General features: G+C 61.3%; 26 protein-coding genes. 16 read left to right on the top strand and 10 right to left on the bottom strand.

What is annotated here, in order from left to right:
* The first annotated feature begins 55 nt into the window (after nucleotides 1-55).
* The 3 genes from AC0V6X_RS08420 (at nucleotide 56) to AC0V6X_RS08410 (ending at nucleotide 3,992) form a co-directional block, all read left to right on the top strand.
* On the top strand, nucleotides 56-736 hold the full coding sequence (locus tag AC0V6X_RS08420; protein WP_486185545.1) for a cupin domain-containing protein: 681 nt from the start codon (nucleotides 56-58) through the stop codon (nucleotides 734-736).
* Between the two features lie 74 nt (nucleotides 737-810).
* Nucleotides 811-1,800, top strand: a complete 990-nt coding sequence (cobS, locus tag AC0V6X_RS08415) for a cobaltochelatase subunit CobS (protein WP_486184120.1) — start codon at nucleotides 811-813, stop codon at nucleotides 1,798-1,800.
* 50 nt (nucleotides 1,801-1,850) lie between these two features.
* The gene (locus AC0V6X_RS08410) at nucleotides 1,851-3,992 is read left to right on the top strand and encodes a transglycosylase domain-containing protein (RefSeq protein WP_486184119.1); all 2,142 of its coding nucleotides are present in this window, start codon (nucleotides 1,851-1,853) and stop codon (nucleotides 3,990-3,992) included.
* Nucleotides 3,993-4,002: 10 nt separating this feature from the next.
* On the opposite strand, the gene AC0V6X_RS08405 is transcribed toward AC0V6X_RS08410, so the two are convergent.
* Together AC0V6X_RS08405 and AC0V6X_RS08400 are read right to left on the bottom strand one after the other, a co-directional pair.
* The gene (locus tag AC0V6X_RS08405) at nucleotides 4,003-4,398 is read right to left on the bottom strand and encodes a PaaI family thioesterase (protein WP_486184118.1); all 396 of its coding nucleotides are present in this window, start codon (nucleotides 4,396-4,398) and stop codon (nucleotides 4,003-4,005) included.
* Entirely contained in the window at nucleotides 4,391-4,903 is a 513-nt protein-coding gene (locus AC0V6X_RS08400; protein ID WP_486184117.1) for a PaaI family thioesterase, read from the bottom strand. The genes AC0V6X_RS08405 and AC0V6X_RS08400 overlap by 8 nt, the downstream gene beginning before the upstream one ends.
* Nucleotides 4,904-5,079: 176 nt before the next feature.
* On the opposite strand from AC0V6X_RS08400, the gene AC0V6X_RS08395 reads away from it, so the two are divergent.
* The 3 genes from AC0V6X_RS08395 to AC0V6X_RS08385 all read left to right on the top strand — a co-directional run bounded on the left by AC0V6X_RS08395 (nucleotide 5,080) and on the right by AC0V6X_RS08385 (nucleotide 7,153).
* Nucleotides 5,080-5,244 carry a hypothetical protein gene (locus AC0V6X_RS08395; RefSeq protein ID WP_486184116.1) on the top strand — a complete coding sequence of 55 codons (165 nt, stop codon included), beginning with the start codon at nucleotides 5,080-5,082 and terminating at the stop codon, nucleotides 5,242-5,244.
* Between the two features lie 92 nt (nucleotides 5,245-5,336).
* Nucleotides 5,337-6,254, top strand: coding sequence for a hypothetical protein (locus AC0V6X_RS08390; protein ID WP_486184115.1), 918 nt, complete (start codon nucleotides 5,337-5,339; stop codon nucleotides 6,252-6,254).
* On the top strand, nucleotides 6,251-7,153 hold the full coding sequence (locus AC0V6X_RS08385) for a transposase (RefSeq protein WP_486184114.1): 903 nt from the start codon (nucleotides 6,251-6,253) through the stop codon (nucleotides 7,151-7,153). The genes AC0V6X_RS08390 and AC0V6X_RS08385 overlap by 4 nt, the downstream gene beginning before the upstream one ends.
* Before the next feature lie 24 nt (nucleotides 7,154-7,177).
* Here AC0V6X_RS08385 and ruvX read toward each other — a convergent pair whose 3' ends face one another.
* The 8 genes from ruvX to pyrE all read right to left on the bottom strand — a co-directional run bounded on the left by ruvX (nucleotide 7,178) and on the right by pyrE (nucleotide 12,209).
* On the bottom strand, nucleotides 7,178-7,648 hold the full coding sequence (gene ruvX, locus AC0V6X_RS08380; RefSeq protein ID WP_486185544.1) for a Holliday junction resolvase RuvX: 471 nt from the start codon (nucleotides 7,646-7,648) through the stop codon (nucleotides 7,178-7,180).
* Entirely contained in the window at nucleotides 7,645-8,847 is a 1,203-nt protein-coding gene (locus AC0V6X_RS08375) for a DUF3089 domain-containing protein (protein WP_486184113.1), read from the bottom strand. Before AC0V6X_RS08375 ends, ruvX begins: the two co-directional genes overlap by 4 nt.
* A gap of 9 nt (nucleotides 8,848-8,856) precedes the next feature.
* Nucleotides 8,857-9,798, bottom strand: coding sequence for a signal peptidase I (lepB, locus tag AC0V6X_RS08370; RefSeq protein ID WP_486185543.1), 942 nt, complete (start codon nucleotides 9,796-9,798; stop codon nucleotides 8,857-8,859).
* A gap of 93 nt (nucleotides 9,799-9,891) precedes the next feature.
* Nucleotides 9,892-10,296: a holo-ACP synthase gene (gene acpS, locus AC0V6X_RS08365; protein WP_486184112.1), complete on the bottom strand. Its 405-nt coding sequence runs from the start codon at nucleotides 10,294-10,296 to the stop codon at nucleotides 9,892-9,894.
* Entirely contained in the window at nucleotides 10,293-10,547 is a 255-nt protein-coding gene (locus AC0V6X_RS08360; protein WP_486184111.1) for a hypothetical protein, read from the bottom strand. Before AC0V6X_RS08360 ends, acpS begins: the two co-directional genes overlap by 4 nt.
* Nucleotides 10,544-10,825, bottom strand: a complete 282-nt coding sequence (locus AC0V6X_RS08355) for a pyridoxal phosphate biosynthetic protein (RefSeq protein WP_486184110.1) — start codon at nucleotides 10,823-10,825, stop codon at nucleotides 10,544-10,546. Before AC0V6X_RS08355 ends, AC0V6X_RS08360 begins: the two co-directional genes overlap by 4 nt.
* Nucleotides 10,825-11,595 (bottom strand): pyridoxine 5'-phosphate synthase, encoded by a 771-nt coding sequence (locus AC0V6X_RS08350; protein WP_486184109.1) that lies wholly within the window; start codon nucleotides 11,593-11,595, stop codon nucleotides 10,825-10,827. Before AC0V6X_RS08350 ends, AC0V6X_RS08355 begins: the two co-directional genes overlap by 1 nt.
* A gap of 8 nt (nucleotides 11,596-11,603) precedes the next feature.
* Nucleotides 11,604-12,209, bottom strand: a complete 606-nt coding sequence (pyrE, locus tag AC0V6X_RS08345; RefSeq protein WP_486184108.1) for an orotate phosphoribosyltransferase — start codon at nucleotides 12,207-12,209, stop codon at nucleotides 11,604-11,606.
* A gap of 261 nt (nucleotides 12,210-12,470) precedes the next feature.
* Between pyrE and coxB the strand changes: the two genes are divergently transcribed.
* The 10 genes from coxB (at nucleotide 12,471) to AC0V6X_RS08295 (ending at nucleotide 21,285) form a co-directional block, all read left to right on the top strand.
* Entirely contained in the window at nucleotides 12,471-13,472 is a 1,002-nt protein-coding gene (gene coxB, locus AC0V6X_RS08340) for a cytochrome c oxidase subunit II (protein ID WP_486184107.1), read from the top strand.
* Between the two features lie 55 nt (nucleotides 13,473-13,527).
* On the top strand, nucleotides 13,528-15,246 hold the full coding sequence (gene ctaD / locus AC0V6X_RS08335; protein ID WP_486184106.1) for a cytochrome c oxidase subunit I: 1,719 nt from the start codon (nucleotides 13,528-13,530) through the stop codon (nucleotides 15,244-15,246).
* A gap of 87 nt (nucleotides 15,247-15,333) precedes the next feature.
* The gene (locus AC0V6X_RS08330; protein WP_486184105.1) at nucleotides 15,334-16,314 is read left to right on the top strand and encodes a heme o synthase; all 981 of its coding nucleotides are present in this window, start codon (nucleotides 15,334-15,336) and stop codon (nucleotides 16,312-16,314) included.
* Nucleotides 16,311-16,445: a hypothetical protein gene (locus tag AC0V6X_RS08325; RefSeq protein ID WP_486184104.1), complete on the top strand. Its 135-nt coding sequence runs from the start codon at nucleotides 16,311-16,313 to the stop codon at nucleotides 16,443-16,445. The genes AC0V6X_RS08330 and AC0V6X_RS08325 overlap by 4 nt, the downstream gene beginning before the upstream one ends.
* A complete protein-coding gene (locus tag AC0V6X_RS08320; RefSeq protein WP_486184103.1) occupies nucleotides 16,442-17,044 on the top strand; it encodes a cytochrome c oxidase assembly protein in 603 nt (200 codons plus the stop codon). The genes AC0V6X_RS08325 and AC0V6X_RS08320 overlap by 4 nt, the downstream gene beginning before the upstream one ends.
* Before the next feature lie 31 nt (nucleotides 17,045-17,075).
* Complete coding sequence (locus AC0V6X_RS08315; RefSeq protein WP_486184102.1) at nucleotides 17,076-17,978, top strand: cytochrome c oxidase subunit 3; 903 nt, start codon at nucleotides 17,076-17,078, stop codon at nucleotides 17,976-17,978.
* Between the two features lie 95 nt (nucleotides 17,979-18,073).
* Nucleotides 18,074-18,358 carry a DUF983 domain-containing protein gene (locus AC0V6X_RS08310; RefSeq protein WP_486184101.1) on the top strand — a complete coding sequence of 95 codons (285 nt, stop codon included), beginning with the start codon at nucleotides 18,074-18,076 and terminating at the stop codon, nucleotides 18,356-18,358.
* Nucleotides 18,355-18,930 (top strand): SURF1 family cytochrome oxidase biogenesis protein, encoded by a 576-nt coding sequence (locus tag AC0V6X_RS08305; RefSeq protein ID WP_486184100.1) that lies wholly within the window; start codon nucleotides 18,355-18,357, stop codon nucleotides 18,928-18,930. The genes AC0V6X_RS08310 and AC0V6X_RS08305 overlap by 4 nt, the downstream gene beginning before the upstream one ends.
* Nucleotides 18,931-18,991: 61 nt before the next feature.
* Nucleotides 18,992-20,398, top strand: coding sequence for a threonine synthase (gene thrC / locus AC0V6X_RS08300; protein WP_486185542.1), 1,407 nt, complete (start codon nucleotides 18,992-18,994; stop codon nucleotides 20,396-20,398).
* Complete coding sequence (locus AC0V6X_RS08295; RefSeq protein ID WP_486184099.1) at nucleotides 20,398-21,285, top strand: class I SAM-dependent methyltransferase; 888 nt, start codon at nucleotides 20,398-20,400, stop codon at nucleotides 21,283-21,285. Before thrC ends, AC0V6X_RS08295 begins: the two co-directional genes overlap by 1 nt.
* Nucleotides 21,286-21,302 lie beyond the last annotated feature (17 nt).

The raw sequence follows: 21,302 nt of genomic DNA, 5'->3' as shown, positions 1-21,302 counted from the left end.
TTTTCGAGCGACTTCACGCCTTTTCTTGCTCGTTGGGCGCCCCATATTGAGTGACATGGAAATCAACGCTGACTTTGCCGCGGCCGCTCTGGTCAAGACCGGAAGCTTGGACTGGGTGCCGTCTCCGATGAAGGGGGTCGACCGCCGCATGCTCGACAGGGTCGGTGATGAAGTGGCCCGCGCAACCTCGATCGTGCGCTATGCGGTAGGCAGCGCGTTCCCCGAGCATACCCATTCAGGTGGGGAGGAATTCATCGTCTTGGAAGGCGTCTTTCAGGATGAGCACGGCGACTATCCCGCCGGCACCTACGTCCGCAATCCCGTCGGCACGCACCACATCCCACGCTCTGAACCGGGCTGCACGATCTTTGTGAAACTGTGGCAGTTCGACCCGAAGGATCAGGAGCAGTTCGCGATTGATCTGGAAACTGTCGCTCTTGAGCCCGAGGCTGGTCGCCTCGGCGTGAGCGCAGCCGTTCTGGCGGACCGCGATTATGAGCACGTCGTGCTGGAGCAATGGGAGCCGGATACGCCCGGAAAGCTGGCAGCGGGTGGCGGTTTGGAAGTGCTGATCCTTGATGGGTCGCTCAGCTATTCAGGCGACACTTATGGCCTCCATGACTGGCTCCGGATCCCATCGGGCGAGGCTGCCGATTTTGCCGCTGGTCCAGATGGCGCAAGGCTGTGGATCAAGCGCGGCCATCTGGCGCAAATCCGTGTGCCGGGTGACGAATAGTACCAATTCTCAGCTAAGGTGACGTAACGGCCCCCTTGCCCGTGCGCGCCAACACCATTAACGGTCGCGTCGAAATGAACTCACACTCTTCCGAAGAATTCGCAGGCAGCTCTGCCATCCCGTCTGAACCCGACACGACTGTCGATGTAAAAGACACATTTGGCATCGACATTGACTGGCAGGTCCCCGCCTTTGGCGAACCGAGCGAGCACGTGCCTGAGCTTGATGAAAGCTACGTCTTCGACCCCGATACAACACTCGCAATCCTCGCTGGCTTTGCGCACAATCGCCGGGTGATGATCCAGGGTTATCACGGGACGGGTAAGTCGACGCATATTGAGCAAGTTGCAGCGCGCCTCAACTGGCCGAGCATCCGCGTGAACCTTGATGCGCATATCAGCCGGATCGATCTGGTTGGCCGCGATGCAATTGTCTTGAAAGACGGTTTGCAGGTCACCGAGTTCAAGGAAGGCATCCTCCCCTGGGCGCTTCAGCATCCGGTGGCGCTGACCTTCGACGAATATGATGCGGGCCGTCCCGACGTTATGTTCGTGATCCAGCGCGTGCTGGAGTTTGATGGCCGCCTGACGCTGCTCGACCAGAACCGCGTGATCACGCCGAACCCATATTTTCGCCTCTTCGCGACCACCAACACCGTAGGCCTTGGAGACACTAGCGGCCTCTATCACGGCACGCAGGCGATCAACCAGGCGCAGATGGACCGCTGGAACATTGTGAGCGCTCTGAACTATCTGCCCGCCGAAACCGAAGAGCAGATTGTTAAATCCAAGACGCCTGACACCGACGACGCAGTGATTGCGGATATGGTCAAGGTTGCCGAGCTGACCCGTCAGGGCTTTATGAACGGCGATATCTCAACCGTGATGAGCCCGCGTACCGTCATCACCTGGGCGCAAAACGCGGCGATCTTCAACAATGTCGGCTTCGCCTTCCGCCTCAGCTTCCTCAACAAATGCGACGAGGCAGAGCGGACGTTGGTGAGCGAATATTACCAGCGGGTGTTCGGTGAAGATTTGCCGGATGGGGCGGTACAGGGGGCGTAGGTCTCCTCGCGCTTGCCTGAAGGCGTGTTATTCTGATAACACACCAAGTGATGGGCCTGATTGATCGATTCTGGAAGCGCTCCAAGAAGGGCAATTCGCGCGGTGGCGAGAGCGGCTACTACGCTCTGTATGAATCCCAGCAGCCAGTCTTGGACGACGATGATGCCCCCCGGTTCGACCGAGGGGCGGCGCCCGACTACTCCTCTTGGGATGAGCGGCTCGCCACCATTGATGGCACGCTGGAGGTGCCAGAACGCAAGCGCGGGCGCATTTGGACCAAGGGGTTCTGGCTGGGACGGCGCAAGCGCTGGTGGGCGGCGCGCATTTTTGCCGCTTGTATCCTCGTATTCCTGATCCTGTTTGCGTGGCTCGCCTATACCGCGCCGCTGTCCAAGAGTTTGGAGCCCATCGCGCCACCGCAAATCACTCTGCTGGCGAGTGACGGGACGCCGATTGCGCGGCGCGGAGCGAATGTCGCGGAGCCGGTCGTTATCAAGGACCTTCCGCCGCATGTGGCCGAGGCTTTTCTGGCGATTGAAGACAGGCGCTTCTACTCGCATTGGGGCGTCGATCCGCGCGGCATTGCGCGCGCGGCGTGGACGGGGCGGGGCGGCGGTTCGACCATCACGCAGCAGCTTGCGAAGTTTACGTTCCTGACACCTGAACAAAGCCTCAGCCGAAAGGCGCGCGAGGCGCTGATCGCGTTTTGGCTGGAAGGGTGGCTGACCAAGGACGAGATCCTCGAACGCTATCTCTCCAACGCCTATTTCGGCGATAACCAATACGGCCTGCGCGCCGCCAGCTTGCACTATTTCTACCGCCAGCCGGAGAACCTGCTGCCACAGCAGGCGGCGATGCTGGCAGGGCTGCTCCAAGCGCCCTCGCGCTATGCTCCGACCAAGCATTATGATCGGGCCAAAGCTCGAATGGACCTGGTGGTTGGCGCGATGGTGGAGGAAGGCTATCTGACGCAGGCTGAGGCCGATGCGCTGCCAGCGCCCAAGCTGGACGTGCGCAACCGCAACACGCTGCCAACGGGCACCTATTTCGCCGATTGGGCGCTGCCTCTGGCCCGCGAAGGTCTTGAGGCTGGCTATGAGAAGCAGGTGGTGGAAACCACGCTCGATGCGCGGCTTCAGGCGCTTGCGAACCGGGTGACGACGCGGGCCAACCTTGGCGACGCGCAGGTGGCACTGGTGGCGATGCGTCCGACAGGTGAGGTCGTCGCAATGGTCGGCGGGCGTTCTTATGCGGAAAGCCCCTTCAACCGCGCAACACAGGCGCGTCGCCAGCCAGGATCAACCTTTAAGCTGTTCGTCTATCTCGCCGCCCTCGAAGCAGGATGGGAGCCCGACGACACGATCTCCAATCAAGCGATAGAGGCCGGTTCCTACCGTCCGAAAAACTCGCGCGACCGCTATTCGGACAGCATCACGCTGGAGGATGCTTTTGCTTCTTCCAGCAATGTTGCCGCCGTGCGCCTGTTCAACGAGATCGGCAGCGAGCGGGTGATCCGCACAGCGCGCTCGCTAGGCGTCAAAAGCCCGCTGCCTGAAGGCGATCCGAGCCTTGCGCTTGGCACCTCGACCATGACCTTGTTGGAGCTTACCTCGGCCTATGCGGGCGTTGCGGCGAACCAGTATCCCGTGACTCCTTTTGCGTTCGAGCAAGAGGAGGAAAGTTGGTGGGAGTGGCTCACCAGCCCGGACGACAGCGCCTCTGAACGCACCCATGACGATATTGAACGGATGCTGCGCGCCGCGATCAATGATGGCACCGGAGAGGCGGCAGAACTGCCCATCGCAAATTTCGGCAAGACCGGCACGACCCAGAATAACCGCGATGCGCTGTTCGTTGGCTATGCAGGCGATCTGGTGGTCGGCGTTTGGGTCGGCAATGACGACAATTCCTCGCTGGGTGGCGTGACCGGAGGAGGGCTGCCTGCGCGCATCTGGAAAGACTTCATGCGCGGCGCGCTCGCCTTGCCATTGCCCAAGCCCAGCGCTTCGCCCGATCCCGAAGGTCCGGTCCAACCGCTCGACATTGGCGAAGGTGAGGAAATCCCGCTGGGCGAAGATGGCACTTCGTTGCGGTTTGAGGAGGAGGGCGTGGTCCTGTCGCAGGACGGCGTGCCGGTGGAACTGATCCTGGACGAAGACGGCATCAGGCTAGAGCCGGTCGCACCAGACTAGCGAAGCAGTTTTATCCCTCTGCCATCAGAATGTTCATGACGGCGCTCGCGATGGGGCGGGAGCGGTCGTCCTGCCACGCCTCTACAGTCAGATTGGCGTTGCGCCGCCCCAGCCGTGTGATGCGTCCCGCGGCAAAGCTCGGCTGCGATTTGCCCGCGCTGAGATATTGCACCGTGATGTTGACCGGTTTGAGCTGGGCGTTGCGGCCTTCTGCCTGCAACCGAGCGCGCAGGACGGCGTAACCTGCGTTTTCGAGCAAGCCTGCGGTTGCGCCTCCGTGAAAATGCTGTGGTCGCCCCTCGACATTGGAGCCGAAATCGACCGTCAGGATCGGGGTGCCGTCTTCCACTGCGTGAAGGGTGATACCCAGCGCGCGGGCATAGGCGGGAAGGTTGTGATCATGCATCGCCGGTCCCCGCTTCGGTCGCAGCGTTCGTGCCGCTCAACACTTTGGCCGAGCGCGGGTCCTTCGCGATGTTCATGAAGACGCCCGCCATGCTCGCCACCGGATCGTCGCGGTCGCCGTCATGGGCGATGCCGCGCACAAAGGCAGCCGAGCGCGTGATGCGATAACACTCAACCCGGCCCCAGACCCCGCTGCGTTCACGCGCCGGGCGCTGGTAATCGACCCGCAGGTCAAGCGTCGCGATGGGCACGAAAGTCCCTTTGGTCTGCCAGATCGACATGCCGCTCGCCATATCCATCAGGCTGATGATTGGACCAGAGGCAAGAACAGGGCGATCCGGTTCGCCCAACAAATCCTCACGCCAAGGCAGTTCAAGCTCAACCCAATTGTCGCCATGGTCGTGATAGCGCAGGCCGAGCCACCCGGTATGGCCGCCGCGAAAGAAGTATTTGCCCGCCTCTTTCGCGTCGAATTGCGGAGCTGGTTTGGAGTGATCGTTGCTCATCGCGGCTTTCGATTTGGCCTCTGCGTGACAGTGTCTCGACCGCCTCGGGAACAAGCGGTTGCGGTGTTTTAACGGCTGAGATTGGGCCTTGAGGGCGTACGGCAGTGGCCCTCAGCCGCGTTGGCAGCCCGCATATCTGCAAAATAGGCTGCTGTCCAAGCACAGGAGCAGACCTGATGGAAAACCCCGTAAAGATCGACCTTGCAAGCCTCCCCGGCCTCGACACCGCACAAGCGCTTTATGGCGCAGTGAGCGGAGAGCGGGTTGGCTATGACGATTCGGTCGTCGCCGTCATGGTCTATGTCTACGACACCGTTCCACCCGGCGCTTTGGGCGTTTAAGCGCTCAGACCGCCTGCGAAAGAGTGCGCATTCATCCCGCCCTGAACCGGTTGCGCGAAAACCGGGCGCTACGGGTCAGCGCGCACTCGGTCATGCGGCAAGTCCAGAAAGACTGGCTGAGCGCGCCCGATCTGCGCCAAGTGTCGCGTGACTTTTCGGCCTATGCTGATGGCGCAGAGTTGGAGGGGCTGACGAGCCTGTCGAGCCTTTTGCGCGATCTGCCTGTCGCCACCGAATTTGCGAACCGCTTCAACGCGAAATTCATAGCCGCATTGCGAAGCAAACCTCTGGCCGAGTTGCCGTTCCGCCATTCCGCCAGCGAAGGGTTTGCGCAGCTGCAATTGCTGTCAAAGCATGGGGCGACATTGCGGCTATGCGTTTACGAGCCGCTGACAAAGCCAAGCCCGGCGCAGACGGTACGCTTTGCTGATTGTGAGACGGAAGAGATTGTCCTGGCAGGGCGCGCGCAGGGTCTGTTCGCTACTCGCGCCAAGTTTGCAGGGCGAGAGCCTCCCTTGCAGATTGAGCACCGGACCTGGCGAGCAGGCGATCGCATTATCCGCTTGCCCAAGTTCCAAACGCGCCAGTTTGTACGTGTCGAACAAAGCCTGTTGGTGCTCCAACTTACACGGCTCCCGGCCCGTCCAGAGCCAACCCGCGATATCCGCTTGCCTGACGGCGTGCCGATCAAACAGACCAGCGCAAACCGTATGGCGAGCGATCAGGTCATGGCGCTCAGCGTGCTGGGAGCACTCGGCCACCATCCGGCTTTGACCACGATGTGCGACTTCGCACTCGATCCTATCCATGACCGGGATGCGCGGTGGGAAGCAGTGCGGCAGATCTTGGCGATGGAAGCAAAGCAGGGTGTCGAAGTGCTCCATCAGATCGTGCACGAGCCGACAGATGAGCTGTGGGAGCCTGCCCATGACCTTTACCAGCGTCTCGTTGCGGAGCATCCTTCCCTGGCTCCACTGCACTTGGCGCGTAAGCAGGCGGCGGCACTGTGATAGTTCTCGACCGGCGGGTTGGCAGCGATGAGCCCTGCTACTTGGCCGAAGCCGCAGAGGCGCTCGCCGCGCTGAAATTCGACGCGCGGGATGAAGGCAAAGTGGCTGAGGCCACCAAATGGCTCGCCCGGCTGATCGCGAACCGGAGCTTTCTGGCGGAGTTGTTGCTGGATCGGCTGACCGGCTCCGGGACGGCGGCAATTGAGAGCGATTACGGCCCGCAAGCCATTGTGCTGAGCCCAGTGCGCGGGGGCGTTTTTTTGCGCGCCAATATCTGGCCAGCGGCGCACGATCTCTGTGTGCGCAACAGCGGGGCGCACAATTTCGTCTATGGCACGCCGCATGATCATAATTTCTCCTTCTTGACCGGAGGCTATGCGGGGCCGGGCTATGTCAGCGATCATTACGAGTACGACTACCCCGACGTGACCGGATATCCTGGCGAAGATGTGGAACTGCGCTTTACCGGTCGCAGCACTTTGGCCGAAGGGGAACTCCAGCTCTACCGCGCGCACCGCGATGTCCATGTCCAGCATCCGCCTGAAAGCCTCTCGGTCTCCTTGAACGTGATGGAGGTGCCGCCAGCACAAGCCTGGTTCGATCAGTACGGCTTTGATCTGGAGCGTGGCAAAGTGACCCGCCTGCTCAGCTCCAATGCGACCGAAGTCTTCCTGCGCACCGTGGTGGCGAGTGGATCGGTCGAAGGGGTCGAATTTGCCGAGTGGGTGGGGCGCTCTCATCCAAGCGAGCGTTTGCGTCTGGCGAGCTATGATGCGCGGGCGGGACAGGTGAAATGCGCTATGGAACGCGAGGATATCTGGCGCGAGGCAGAGGCCAACGGTTCGCGCATGGTCGCAACGGTTGCAAAGCGTCGCCGTCAGGAATGCGCCCCTGACTAAGGGTTAGACTGGTAGGAAAGCTGGTTAGAGCACGCCGCCAGCCAGCCGGTCGATCGCTCCTTGCAAGATCACCGCTGCGGCGTGGCTGTCGATCGCCTCGGCACGTTTAGCCCGGCTCATATCCTGCCCGATCATCGCCGCCTCGGCGCTTTGAGTCGACCAACGCTCATCCCACAAGAGGACCGGCAGATCGAATGCGGCCTCAGCATTGCGGGCAAAGGCGCGGCTGGCCTGCGCGCGCGGACCTTCGCTGCCGTCCATATTGCGGGGAAGGCCAAGGACAAGGCCCTTCACTGCGCGCTCTTTGATCAGTTCAGCGATGCGGTCCTTGTCGCGGCCCCATTTGCCTCGTCCCAGTGTCTTGCCATTGGTGGCAAAGCGCCAACCGGCATCGCAAAAGGCGGTGCCGATGGTCTTGGTGCCAAGGTCAAGTCCAAGCAGCACGCCGCCATCGGGCAGCGCTTCGCCAAAGTCCAGTGCCGCCTCGGTAATCAGTTTGCGGGTTCCGTGGTGAGGGTGCTCACCCGCCGTGCCACATCCGCCTTGGTGTTCGCCCAAAACAGCGGGATGTCATAGACGTGGTAATTGTTCCCCGGCAGGACGTAGGAGCCCATGGTCGGCGGGTCACCGATTAGCAGCAGGCCGCGCTCATCGCAGCGAGCAGGCACGGCGCCGGGCACCAATTCCCCGGTGGAGATGCTGTCGTCAGGCACCAGCGTGCCGAGATTGGCGCTCGCCTGCGCGCTGCCGCCAAAGGTTCCGGTAAGCGGATTGGTGCAAAGGATCTTGCTGTCGCCGCGCAAAGTCCCGTCAAACGCGGTCGAAGCGGCATAAGTCTCAATGACCGAGGACGGGTCAGCAGGCTCCGCAAAGCTCGACCATGAAAGGATGCAACCGGTTTGCGACGACGTCGCGCAGGCGGGGAAGCCTAGAGCGGGCAGGTCATGCTCGACCGAGATCGGCCAGCCGATCACATAGGCGGCGACCATTCGATCAGAGAGGGGGCTACCCGACACTTCCTCTTTAAGCAGGCGCATCAAGTGGAGCGATCCTTGAGAATGCCCTGCGAGCACCACCGGCACATCCTCGTCAATCGAAGAGAGGAAGAACCGGAAGGCTTCCAGTACATCGGCATAAGCAGCATCAATGGCCTGCTCGCTCTCGGGAGCGTCGGTCAGGAACGCGCCCATCGTCGCCTGGCGATAGCGCGGAGCCCAGATTTCACTGGCGGCGTTAAACGGGCTCGCCATACCGCGCACATAGATTGCCGCGACGCGCTCTGCCTCTGCATCGCCAATCGGTGCGTTCCAATTGTCGCTGCTGAGATAGCTGGTCGGGTGAATGAAGAAGACCGCGAAGTCGCCGGGTTCCCCCTCAACGCCAAGCTCGTCGCTGGAAGGGTCGACCGGGACGGAGGCGGTGCCAACCTCCGGTGAGAGATCGTCCGCCGATTCTACCGCAGAGGCGAGCGCGGGCTGCCAGCGTGCGGGATCCTTTACGCCGATGCCGGGGCGCGAATACCACAGGGCAGGGTCTTGATAGGCGTTGGCCTCCATCGGCTCGGTCGGAGTGAATTCAGCCGAGGGGACGAAGACGAATTCGGCAAGCTCGTCCTGAAACATCTCCCAACTGATCCGCCCGATCAGCGCAAGGACAATCAGGATCGCGATAAGATAGAGGAATTTCTTCGCCATGGGCTGTGCCTATTCGTCCGCCGCCGCGCCGTCCTCACCCTCGGCCAGAGCGGGGCGCAGGGTGGTCCAGGCCCGATCGCCGCGCATAGCGGAGAACCAGCTGAACGGGTTCCAGGTGGATGACCCGTCGAGCGAGAAAGTGATGAATTCAGCGCGTCCGCCAATATTTTCGAGCGGGATGCCATAACCCAGCCCGCTCGCCTCAGCCCGTGCACGGCTGTCAGCGCTGTTGTCGCGGTTGTCGCCCATCACGAACACATGGCCTTCGGGCACATCATAAGGGCCGAAATTGTCGAGATCCTCACCCACGGACGTGGCATAGCAGGGGTTGTCCCGCTCATAGATCGCCGACTGGTCGCAATGGTCGATGACCAGATAGGTCGCGCCATTGGGCAGGGTTTCGCGGAAAGTGGGCGGCTCAAAATAGACGGTGCCATCGGCATCGCGGAAGCGGTGATTGCCAAAGGAATCGAGGCACGGCTTGCCCTCACAAAGCAGGTCAGGCTCGAGCGGAATGCGAACCGGCGGCACCACTTCACGGTGGATCGGCGTGCCGTTCAGGATGATCCGGCCATCGGCAACCTCAATCGTGTCTCCGGGCAGAGCAACGACGCGCTTGATATAGTCGATATCGTTGTTCGGATGGACCGGGATGACGATGTCGCCATATTCGGGGGTTGAGCCAAATACGCGCCATTCACCGCGCGGCAGCAGGTGGAAACTGGCCGAGGCCCAGGACCAGCCATAGGGATACTTGCTCACCACCAGCCGGTCGCCGACATGTAGGGTCGGCATCATCGAAGTGGAGGGAATGTAGAACGGCTTGGCGACGAGGCTGTGGAACGCGAGGACGGCAAGCAGCATGATCGCCAGCCCGCGAATTTCTGCGAACCAGTTGATCTTCTCGTCCTCTTCCTTGGCTGCGATCTCCGCATTGGCAGCGGCTTCCAGCACCGCCGTCTCGTTATCCGGCGAATCCGATTTGTCGGTAGAAGAGGGGGTGTTTTCGGGGATGCTCAATGGTGTGCTTCGCTGCTGGTGACGTCAGGGCTTGGGCGTGGCTTCGATGATAACGAAGGCCTGCGCCCATGGGTGATCGTCGGTTAGGGTAAGATGAATATGCGCCTCATGGCCCGGCGGGATCATTTCTTCAAGCCGCTTTGCAGCGCCACCCTCCAAGGCCAGCGTCGGAGCGCCGCTGGGTGCGTTGACCACGCCGATATCCTTCATGAAGACACCGCGCCGGAAACCCGTGCCCACCGCCTTGCTAAACGCCTCCTTGGCGGCGAAGCGTTTGGCGTAGGTGCCAGCGATGGTGAAGGGGCGGCGCCGTGCCTTGGCGCGCTCGACCTCGGTGAAGACGCGGTTCTCGAAACGCTCGCCATAACGGGCAAGCGAATTGCCGATGCGCTCAATATTGCACAGGTCAGAGCCGAGACCGATGATCATTTCTGCCAGATCCACTTGCATAGGTTATCGGATACCTGCCGGTTCAAGATCCGGCGCATAATCTCGATCATGAGTGCGACAGGGGCGACTGTGATTACGAGACCTTGCAGATATTGCAGGAAGCCTTGGTCCCATCCCCACAGCAATGGCATCACAAGCATCAGCACGACCCAGACGGCGAAAACCATTTGACCGGTATACCATTGCCGCAAGGCAGCTTCGCGCAACTTCTCGTCCGCGCCGAGCTTCATGTGGCCCTCGCAATTGTCAGCGCCAACAGCCCCAGCGCCATCACATGCAGGAACACTTGGGATTTGAACAAGGGATGCGCGAAGTCGCCCTTGGCCATTTTGAGCGAACCGACATAGCCGAAAATCTGCAACGCCACCCAGCCAATCGCAAACGGCATCAGCACGCCCGTATTGATCGAGAAACCAAGAAACCCGATGGCGAGCAGAAACAGCACCGCCGCCGCGCCGGCCCAGCGTTTTTGTGCTGGTTCGAGTTCAGGGAGGTCTTCAGCGGCCACTATTCGCCTTCCCATCCCCTGGCCTCATCCATCAATTCACGCATGCGGCGGATTGCGGGTTCCAAGCCGGAGAAGATAGCCTCTCCGATCAGATAGTGTCCGATATTCAGCTCTGCGATTTGCGGGATGGCGGCGATGGGCGTGACGTTGTCAAAGGTCAGGCCGTGGCCGGCATGCGGCTCGATCCCGTTCTTTGCAGCAAGAGCGGCCATGTCGCTGATGCGTTTGAGTTCGGAGGCGACGCGCTCGCTGTCTCCATCAAGGATCGCGTGGGCGTATTCGCCGGTGTGGAACTCCACCACCGGCACGCCCAGGCGAAGGCTTGCGTCCAGTTGGCGCTCGCTTGCCTCGATAAACAGCGACACGCGAATGCCTGCCTCGCGCAATTGATCGACAATCGGTGCAAGCGTGTTGTGAAGTCCTGCCGCGTCCAGACCGCCCTCGGTCGTGCGCTCCTCGCGCTTTTCCGGGACGATGCAGGCGGCGTGTGGCTTGTGACGCAGAGCGATCTCCAGCATCTCCTGCGTCGCGGCCATCTCCAGATTGAGCGGCAGGTCGGTGGCTTCCTGAATGCGCGCCAAGTCCTCGTCACGGATATGCCGGCGGTCTTCACGCAGGTGAGCGGTGATCCCATCGCCGCCAACACTCGCCACAATCTCCGCCGCGCGCACGGGATCGGGGTGATCGCCGCCGCGTGCGTTGCGGATGGTGGCGACGTGGTCGATGTTGACGCCCAGTCTGAGTCTTTGGGGCCGCAAGCGATGAGTCATTCGGGTATCTACTCTTTCCTGCTTCCCGGTTTGGTCACAGCTACGCTCGCCAACCCTTCCGGGATTTCATCCTCGGCATAGGTTGGGAAGTTAAACGCTGCGAGCGGGAAGAAAGGCACGCCCAAATCGGCGGAGCCTTCGCTGCGGTCGATCAATGAGCATTCCGCGATCACTTCGCCGCCTGCGCGCACCACGGCTGCGATTGCTTCGCGGCTAGAGAGGCCGGTGGTGACGACATCTTCGACCATCAGCACCTTCGCGCCCGGCTCCAGAGCGAATCCGCGGCGCAGGTGGAAGGTGCCCTCGGGCCGCTCGAGGAACATGTGATCCTTGCCCAGCACGCGGGCGATTTCTTGCCCTATGATAATGCCGCCCATCGCGGGCGAGACGACGACGTCCACCGCCTCAACAATGTCCGCCGGGATGCCATCGACGACACCTTGCGCCAGCCGACCAGCGCGCGCCGGGTTCATCAGCACCCGCGCGCATTGTAGGTAGTGCCCACTATGGCGCCCCGAAGAGAGCTTGAAGTGCCCCTCCAATAAAGCGCCGGAAGCCCGGAATTCGGCCAGCACTTCGTCAACAGAATGGGGGATAATTTCGCTGGTGCTCATAGGTCTGGACGGTCCCTTCCATGCTGGGGCAGTGTTCAAAAAAGACCGGCGGTTGCGCGTGCATCATTCCGGCTTGCATAATTTTCTCCCTAGAAGCGCTTGAGGCACTGGGCAAGCGCGGCTAAGGGGACCAGCGAAAGTGGAGGAAACTCTGCTGTTGAACCGAGCCTGAGTGATCTACGGATCGAGAGACGCAGGTGCGGAAATGGGATTAAAATTTTGAACCGATTAGGCACGATTATGGGTCAGGGACTTGCCCGCATGAAGCACGCATATGTGGCGCTGATGGCAGCGTTTGCAGCTCTTACTTTGGCGTTTGCGCCAACCTCTGCGCAGGCACAGGAGGCGGCTGAGGCTGCTCCAGCTAACGCGACCGAGGCCACCGCAGAGGCGACCACGGGCGGTTACGTGCCGATGGCGCCGACCGCAGATAAAGGCATGCCGACCGATCCGCGTGGCGATTCAGACGGCGCGTTCTGGAAGAGCATGACCTTCCAGGATCAATACACCGCCGACGGTGCCTATGCGCTCAGCATGCACGATTACATCCTGATGCCGGTCATCACTGTCATCAGCCTGTTCGTGTTGTTCCTGCTGCTTTATGTCGTTGTGAAGTTCCGTCGCGGCGTGAACCCAGAGCCTTCGAAGACGACTCACAACACTCTGATCGAAGTGGTGTGGACGATCGTTCCGGTGATCATCCTGGTGGTGATTGCGGTGCCTTCGATCACTCTGCTGGCGCGCCAATATGAAACGCCGCCCGCTGATGCAATTACGGTCAAAGCGGTCGGCTATCAGTGGTATTGGGGTTATGAGTATCCCGATCACGACGTCGAAGTGATTTCGAACATGCTGACCATGGAAGAGGCTGAGGCGACCGGGGAGGCTGAGCTTGGCCTTTACCAGATGGCTGTCGACAACCGCATGGTTGTGCCGGCCGGTGTTCCGCTCCGCATTCAGACCACCGCTGCTGACGTGATCCATGCTTTTGCTGTTCCGTCGCTGTGGTTCAAGCAGGACGCTGTACCGGGCCGCTTGAATGAGCGTCTGCTCACCATCGAAGAGCCTGGCGTTTATTACGGCCAGTGTTCTGAGCTGTGCGGCTCGCGTCACGGCTATATGCCGATCGCGGTTGAGGCGCTTCCGATGGAAGAGTTTGAAGCCTGGGTGCTTGAGCAGGGCGGGACCCTGCCGGGCGCAGAGGAAGTGGCTGAGGAAGCCACCACTGAGGATGCCGAAGCCACTGAAGAGGCCGCTGCCTGAATTGGCACGGCTGAAATCGTAAACGAATTCAATTGAACTGAAGAGACGCAAGACCATGGCAACCACCGCAGACGATTTCGCTCCGACCGCCGGTACCGGCGGGGACCACGATCACGATCATGCGGACCACAAGCCGGGCTTTTTCGCCCGGTGGTTCATGTCGACCAACCACAAGGACATCGGATCGATGTACCTGATCTTCGCGATCATCGCGGGGATCGTGGGCGGCGCAATGTCCGGGATTATGCGTCTTGAGCTTGCTGAGCCGGGCATTCAACACCTTTACTGGTGGGCTGAATTCATGGGCGGTGAGGGCGATGACCTGAACCAGGCGCTCCACATGTGGAACGTCTTCATCACCGCGCACGGTCTGATCATGGTCTTCTTCATGGTTATGCCCGCGATGATTGGCGGCTTTGGTAACTGGTTTGTGCCGCTGATGATCGGCGCGCCGGATATGGCGTTCCCGCGGATGAACAACATTTCCTTCTGGCTGACCGTTGCCGGTTTCCTGAGCCTGTGCATGTCGCTGTTCGTGCCGGGTAGCGCGGGTCCGGGTGCAGGCGTTGGCTGGACGGTCTATGCACCGCTCTCGACGACGGGCTCTCCGGGGCCAGCGGTCGACTTTGCGATTTTCTCATTGCACTTGGCGGGCGCAGGCTCGATCCTGGGTGCGACCAACTTCATCACCACCATCTTCAACATGCGCGCACCGGGCATGACCCTGCACAAGATGCCGCTGTTCGTGTGGTCGGTGCTGGTCACGGCCTTCCTGCTGCTGCTCGCTCTGCCGGTTCTGGCGGCTGCGATCACCATGCTGCTGACTGACCGTAACTTTGGCACGACCTTCTTCGATCCGGCCGGTGGCGGTGACCCTGTTCTCTACCAGCACCTGTTCTGGTTCTTTGGTCACCCAGAGGTTTACATCATGATCCTGCCGGGCTTCGGCATGATTAGCCAGATCGTTGCAACCTTCAGCCGTAAGCCGGTCTTCGGCTATCTCGGCATGGCCTATGCCATGGTCGCAATTGGTGTTGTCGGCTTCGTCGTGTGGGCGCACCACATGTATACGGTCGGCCTCGACGTGAACACGAAGATGTACTTCACCGCAGCGACCATGGTCATCGCGGTGCCGACCGGTGTGAAGATCTTCAGCTGGATCGCGACGATGTGGGGCGGCAGCCTCGAATTCAAATCGCCGATGGTCTGGTCGATGGGCTTCATCTTCCTGTTCACCGTGGGCGGTGTGACCGGCGTTGTGCTCGCCAATGGGGGCATCGACGACAATCTGCACGACACCTACTACGTGGTGGCGCACTTCCACTACGTGCTGTCGATGGGCGCTGTGTTCTCGCTGTTTGCCGGTTTCTATTACTGGTTCCCGAAGATGAGCGGACGCATGCACTCAGAGCTGCTGTCGCACATCCATTTCTGGACGTTCTTCATCGGCGTGAACGTGATCTTCTTCCCGCAGCACTTCCTGGGGATGCAGGGCATGCCGCGCCGCTATCCGGACTATGCTGAGGCGTTCACCTATTGGCACCAGATCAGCTCGATCGGCTACATCATCATGGCTGCCTCTATGGTGCTGTTCTTCATCAACCTCGCCTACGCATTCCTCGCAGGCAAGAAGGCTGAGGCGAACCCATGGGGTGAAGGGGCAACCACTCTCGAGTGGACGCTGCCGAGCCCGCCGCCATACCACCAGTTCGAAACGCTCCCCGTGATCGAGGATCATCACGATTACCACGATCACCGCCCAGCTTCGGCCTGAGCGAGTGGTAGCCCCGGACCGGGGTAGAGATTGAGACAAAGGGGGAGGGCGCGCCATGACGGTGCGCTCTCGCCACAAGACAAGACAATGAACCAGACCGCAGACATCACTTCCACCGCGCAGAAGCCGCAAGCCAAGGCAGCCCCCCTGCCGACCGAATGGCGCGACTTCTTCACGCTGACGAAGCCGCGTGTGATGACGCTGGTGATCTTCACTGCGATCTGCGGGCTGCTTGCGGCCCCTGGCAGCATCCACCCGGTGCTGGGCTTCACCGCGATCCTCGCGATTGCGATGGGCGCTGGCGGGTCTGCCGCGCTGAACCACTGGTGGGAAGCCGACCTTGACGCTGGCATGAAGCGCACCGCTAATCGCCCGCTGCCCGGTGGCCGGATGCGGCGCGAGGATGCGCGCGACTTTGGTGTTTTCCTCTCAGCCGTTTCGGTCTTTGTGATGGGCGTCGCGATTGGCTGGCTCGCCGCTGGCCTGCTGTTGGCTGCGATTATCTATTACGCCGTCATCTACACAATGTGGCTGAAGCCGCGCACGCCGCAGAACATCGTCATCGGTGGAGGCTCTGGCGCCTTTCCGCCGCTGATCGGATGGGTCGCTGTGACGGGCGAGCTGACCGCTATGCCGATCCTGCTCTTCGCGATCATCTTTATGTGGACGCCTCCGCACTTTTGGGCGCTTGCGCTGTTTGTGAAGACCGATTACGCCAATGTCGGTATCCCGATGATGCCGGTGGTTAAGGGCGAGAAATCGACCCGCCGCCAGATCCTCGCCTACACCGTCCTGCTTGCCCCCGTCGCGCTCGCGCCATGGCTGATTGGCGGGACGAGCTGGGTCTATGGCTCTGTCGCTGCCGTGCTTTCCGCTCTGTTCCTCCTGCTTGCTCTACCGGTGTCAAAGGAAGTGCGGATCGGCGATGCGCAGATGACGGCTGAGAAGACGCTGTTCAAGTTCAGCATCTATTACCTCTTCATCCTGTTCGCGGCCTTGGTCGCTGACCGCTTGCTGGCGGCCAATGGCCTCATTGGGCCGGGCATTCTCGCCGGGGGCGCAGCATGACGCCTGAGGACGAAAAGGCCGAAGCCAAGCGCCGCCAAAAGGCACGCAATTGGGTTGTCGGCGGAACGCTGCTGTTCTTCGTCGTCCTGTTCTACGCGATCACCATCGTGCGGATCGGGGACGCCTCATGACGAGCCCGACCACCACTTTCGACGCGGAGACAAATCGCAAGAACGCGCAGACCGGCGCGTTGGCGATTCTAGGCGCACTCGCGATGTTGGGATTGGGCTATGCGGCGGTGCCGCTCTACGATCTGTTCTGCCGCGTGACCGGCTTTGGCGGGACCACTCAAGTGGCGAGCGAGGCTGAGGCCAACGCAGCTGCTGCGGCCGGAGTGAACCGCGAAATCTCGATCCGCTTTGATGCGTCCATGGCGCGCGACATGCCTTGGGAGTTTGTCCCCACGCAGGCCACCGACACGGTCCGCATTGGTGAGCGCGACATCGCAACCTACAAAGCGCGTAACCTGACCTCGCAGCCGATCACTGGCACCGCGACCTTCAATGTCGAACCGGCGCAGGCGGGCGCGTATTTTCACAAGATCCAATGCTTCTGCTTTACCGAGCAGACGCTGGCACCGGGCCAAGAAGTGACCATGCCCGTGCTCTATTATGTCGACCCGGCGATCCTTGAGGACGACGTGATCGCTGACGTTGAACAGATTACTCTGAGTTACACTTTTCACCGCGCAACAGAGCCCGTATCAGGCGCTCTAGACCGCTCGCAATAAATCGATCTCTTTAGGGACGGGAACGACCACTATGGCTGGCAATGTAAACCACGACTATCACATTCTGGACCCGGATATCTGGCCGCTGGTCGGATCCATGTCGGCGCTGACCTTCACGACCGGAATGGTGTTCTACATGCACCACACTCCGGCGACGGCAGAGGCCGCAGGCACCTACACCTTCTGGCCGGTTGTGCTGGGTCTGGGCCTGATGGGCCTGATCGCGACCTTCTTCATGTGGTTCCGCAACGTCGTGATCGAAGCCCAGCGCGGCGATCACACGCCGGTTGTCCAGCTTCACATGCGTTACGGCATGATCCTGTTCATCGCCTCTGAGGTGATGTTCTTCGTTGGCTGGTTCTGGAGCTTCTTTGACTTCGCGCTGTTCCCTGATCCGCTCGCCTATGATGCGGCTGCGGGAACGACGGAGAATCTCAACCAGCTGGTTGGCGGCACAGATATGCCCGCAGCGGATTTCATTCCGCAAGGCATGGAAGTCCTGAATCCGTTCAGCCTGCCGCTGCTCAACACGATCATCCTGCTGTGCTCAGGCACCACGGTGACCTGGGCGCACCACGCGCTGATCCACGGTGATCGCGAAGGTCTGAAGCAGGGTCTGTGGGCGACGATTGCTCTGGGCGTGCTGTTCAGTGGCATCCAGGCTTACGAATATGCTATCGCGCCGTTCGGCTTTGGCGGGAACACCTATTCGAGCGCCTTCTATATGGCGACCGGCTTCCACGGCTTCCACGTGTTGATCGGCACCATCTTCCTCGCCGTGTGCCTCTATCGCGCCTATATCGGCCACTTCACGCAGCGCCAGCACTTCGGCTTTGAAGCCGCAGCGTGGTACTGGCACTTCGTCGATGTCGTGTGGCTGTTCCTCTTCATCGCCGTCTATGTCTGGGGCGGCTGGGGCGCTGTCTACCACTGATGAGTGGGGACCACGGTCCTGAGAAATCGAAAGGGCAGTCCGGTTTGCTCCGGGCTGCCCTTTTGGGTTTCTGCCCGCAATGTGGCGAGCGGACGTTGTTCGAAGCGCCGGCGCGGGTTGCGCTCACATGCGAGAATTGCGGGCTGGACCTGGGCGAGCTTGAGCGGGGAGGGCGCTTTGCGGGCGTGCTCACGGCTTTCATCGCGATCCTGCTCATCATCGCCGCCTATGCCGTGGAAGCCACCTTGCGCCCGCCCTTGTGGTTGCAAGCAGCATTCTGGGCTCCGGTGACGATTGGCGTGGTCATATTCTCGCTGCGATTGTTCAAGACGACCTTGCTTTACGCCGCCTACGAGCGGCGCAAGGAGGACGCTGAATGAGCCGGTTTCCTATAATCCCGACAATTCTCGTCCTCGCTGCCGCTGCGATCATGGTATCGCTCGGCATATGGCAATTGGGCCGGGCGGAGGAGAAGGCGGCTCTGATCGCGCTCTATGAAGCCGCCGAGACCGAAACGGAAGAGGTCGACTTCCCGACCACCGACGAAGGCGAGGAGTTGTGGTTCCGCCGCTCCACAGTGACGTGCAACGAGGTAAGCAATGTCGCGCCCGTATCCGGCACTGCTGCGAACGGTGCGAAGGGTTGGACGATCCGCGCTGATTGCCAAATATCTGGCAGTGCCGAACCGATCCTTGTCGATCTTGGCTTTACGCAGACACTCGGCGACGAGGATTGGACTACGGCCACTGGCACAGTGTCGGGCATCATCGCGCCGGGGCCTAGGCTGGTTGCAGACCCGGTCGCGGACGGCCTTTATCCGCTTGCAAAGCCCGACCCCGGCGACTTGCCCAACAACCACTTGTCTTATGCAGTGCAGTGGTTCTTCTTCGCGCTCACGGCCCTGGTGATCTATTTCATTGCGGTGCGTTCGCGGTTTGCAAAGCGGGATTAGGGCATGGACAAGCCTCCCTTGCTTGCCCCGGCCCGCGCACCCCGCTAACCGCTTCGTCGATATGGAATACATCTCCACCAGAGGCTCCGCGCCAACACTCGATTTCGAAGGCGCCACACTGGCTGGTCTCGCCAGCGATGGCGGGCTGTACCTGCCAAGCGAGTGGCCGCGCATGAGTGAGGCAGAAATCCGCGAGCTGCGCGGGCTGTCCTATGCAGCGCTCGCCGCGCGGATCATGAAGCCATTTGTGGCCGGTTCTCTGACCGATGATGAGCTCGAGGGTCTGTGCGAGACAGTCTATGGCGATTTCGGGCATGCCGCCGTTGCGCCGCTCGTCCAGCTTAATGAAGAGCATTGGTTGCTGGAGCTGTTCCACGGGCCGACGCTGGCGTTCAAGGACGTGGCGCTTCAGATGCTGGGCCATCTGTTTGAGACGTTCTTGGAGCGGCGCGGAGAACGCCTCACTATCGTGGGCGCGACCAGCGGCGATACGGGTTCGGCCGCGATCAATGCGGTGGCTGGGAGAGAGCGGGTTGAGATATTCATGCTCCACCCCAGCGGCCGGGTCAGCGACGTACAGCGCCGCCAGATGACGACGGTGCGCGCACCAAACGTCTACAACATCGCGATTGACGGCAGCTTCGACGATGCGCAGCGCCATGTGAAGGCGATGTTCGCTGATGAGAGCGTGACGGGCACGCTCAACCTTGGTGCGGTGAACTCGATCAACTGGGCGCGGCTGATGGCGCAGGTGGTCTATTACTTTTATTCCGCGCTCCAACTCGGCGCGCCGGATCGCAAAGTCGCTTACAGCGTGCCAACCGGCAATTTCGGAGACGTCTTTGCAGGCTATGTCGCGGCCAAGATGGGCCTGCCGATAGAGCGGCTGATCGTCGCCACCAATGTCAACGACATCCTCCACCGCGCGCTTTCGAGCGGGGATTATTCGGCGGGCGGAGTCACTCCCACGATCACCCCGTCGATGGACATTCAGGTCAGCTCGAACTTCGAACGCCTGCTGTTCGATTGCGGAGGCCGCGATGGTGCCGCCATGGCTGAGCAGATGCGCGGGTTTGAGGCGGCGCAGGGAATGCAGCTCACCAATGCTCAGCGGGAGGGGGCCTCCGCGCTCTTCTCCAGCGGGCGGTGTGATCAGACAGAGACGACAAAGGCACTGCAATGGGCGCACGCCCACGCGGACCAAGTCATCGACCCGCACACAGGCGTCGGCCTGCACGCAGCGCTGAATGCGGAAGGCATCCCTGCTGGAACGCCCATCGTCACCCTCGCCACCGCGCACCCCGCCAAATTCCGCGACGCCGTGGAGCGGGCCGTCGGCGTGCGGCCATCGCTGCCCGCCCGCGTCGGCGATCTGTTCGGGCGTGAAGAAGCGTTCGAGGAGCTTGCTGGCGATTACGAAGCGTCACGCACCTTCGTCCTCGCCAATGCGGTTCCTTCGGCCAGCTGATGGCTAGCCTCATCCAGCAACCGCTGGTGATGGAGTGCGCCGGATGGGACGCGTACCGCTTGCTCGACAGCGGAGCGGGGCGCAAGTTTGAAGCGTTCGGTCCGCACTCCTTCATCCGCCCGGAACCCCAAGCCATGTGGCAACCGCGCCTCAACGATTGGGCAGCCGATGGCGAGTTCGTGCCCGGCTCGGACGAAGATGGCGGAGGGCGCTGGAACCTGACGCCGGACGTGCCCGACGGGTGGGAGCTAGGTTGGAACGACGTGCGCTTCACCGCTCAGCCGACGCCTTTCCGCCACCTGCAATTCTTCCCCGACATGGCGCCCGTATGGGACTGGATGCGTGGGCAGCTTGAAGGACGGACCGACGCAGAGACGCTCAACATGTTTGGCTATACCGGTCTCGGCTCACTGGCGCTGAGCGATCATGGCCGCGTGACGCATGTTGATGCATCGAAAAAGTCGGTCGCACAGGCCCGCGACAATGCGGCGCTGTCCGGCATGGAGGATCGCCCGATCCGTTGGCTGGTCGACGATGCGGCGAAGTTTGCTGCGCGCGAGGTTCGGCGAGAGCGGCGCTATGATGGGATCATCCTCGACCCGCCCAAATTCGGGCGCGGACCCAAGAATGAGACGTGGCGTCTGGAAGAAGGCCTCCCCGGCCTGATCGGCGACTGCGCGAAACTGCTCGATGACAAGAGCGCCTTCCTGTTCCTCACCGTCTATGCCGTGCGGATGAGCAGCCTCGCGATTGCTGGCTTGCTCGAAGAAGCGCTGGGTGACCTACCCGGCCAGATCGAACATGGCGATCTTGCCGTGCGCGAAGAAGGCGAGGGCGGTCGCCTCCTGCCCACAGCGATCTTCGCGCGGTGGAGCAATCCGGGCTAAAGCGGCCCGCGAGTTTA

The organism is Erythrobacter sp. S267 (assembly GCF_057365045.1).
Note: the sequence above shows the minus strand (reverse complement) of the source record. Positions and strands in the feature narration are given on the sequence as shown.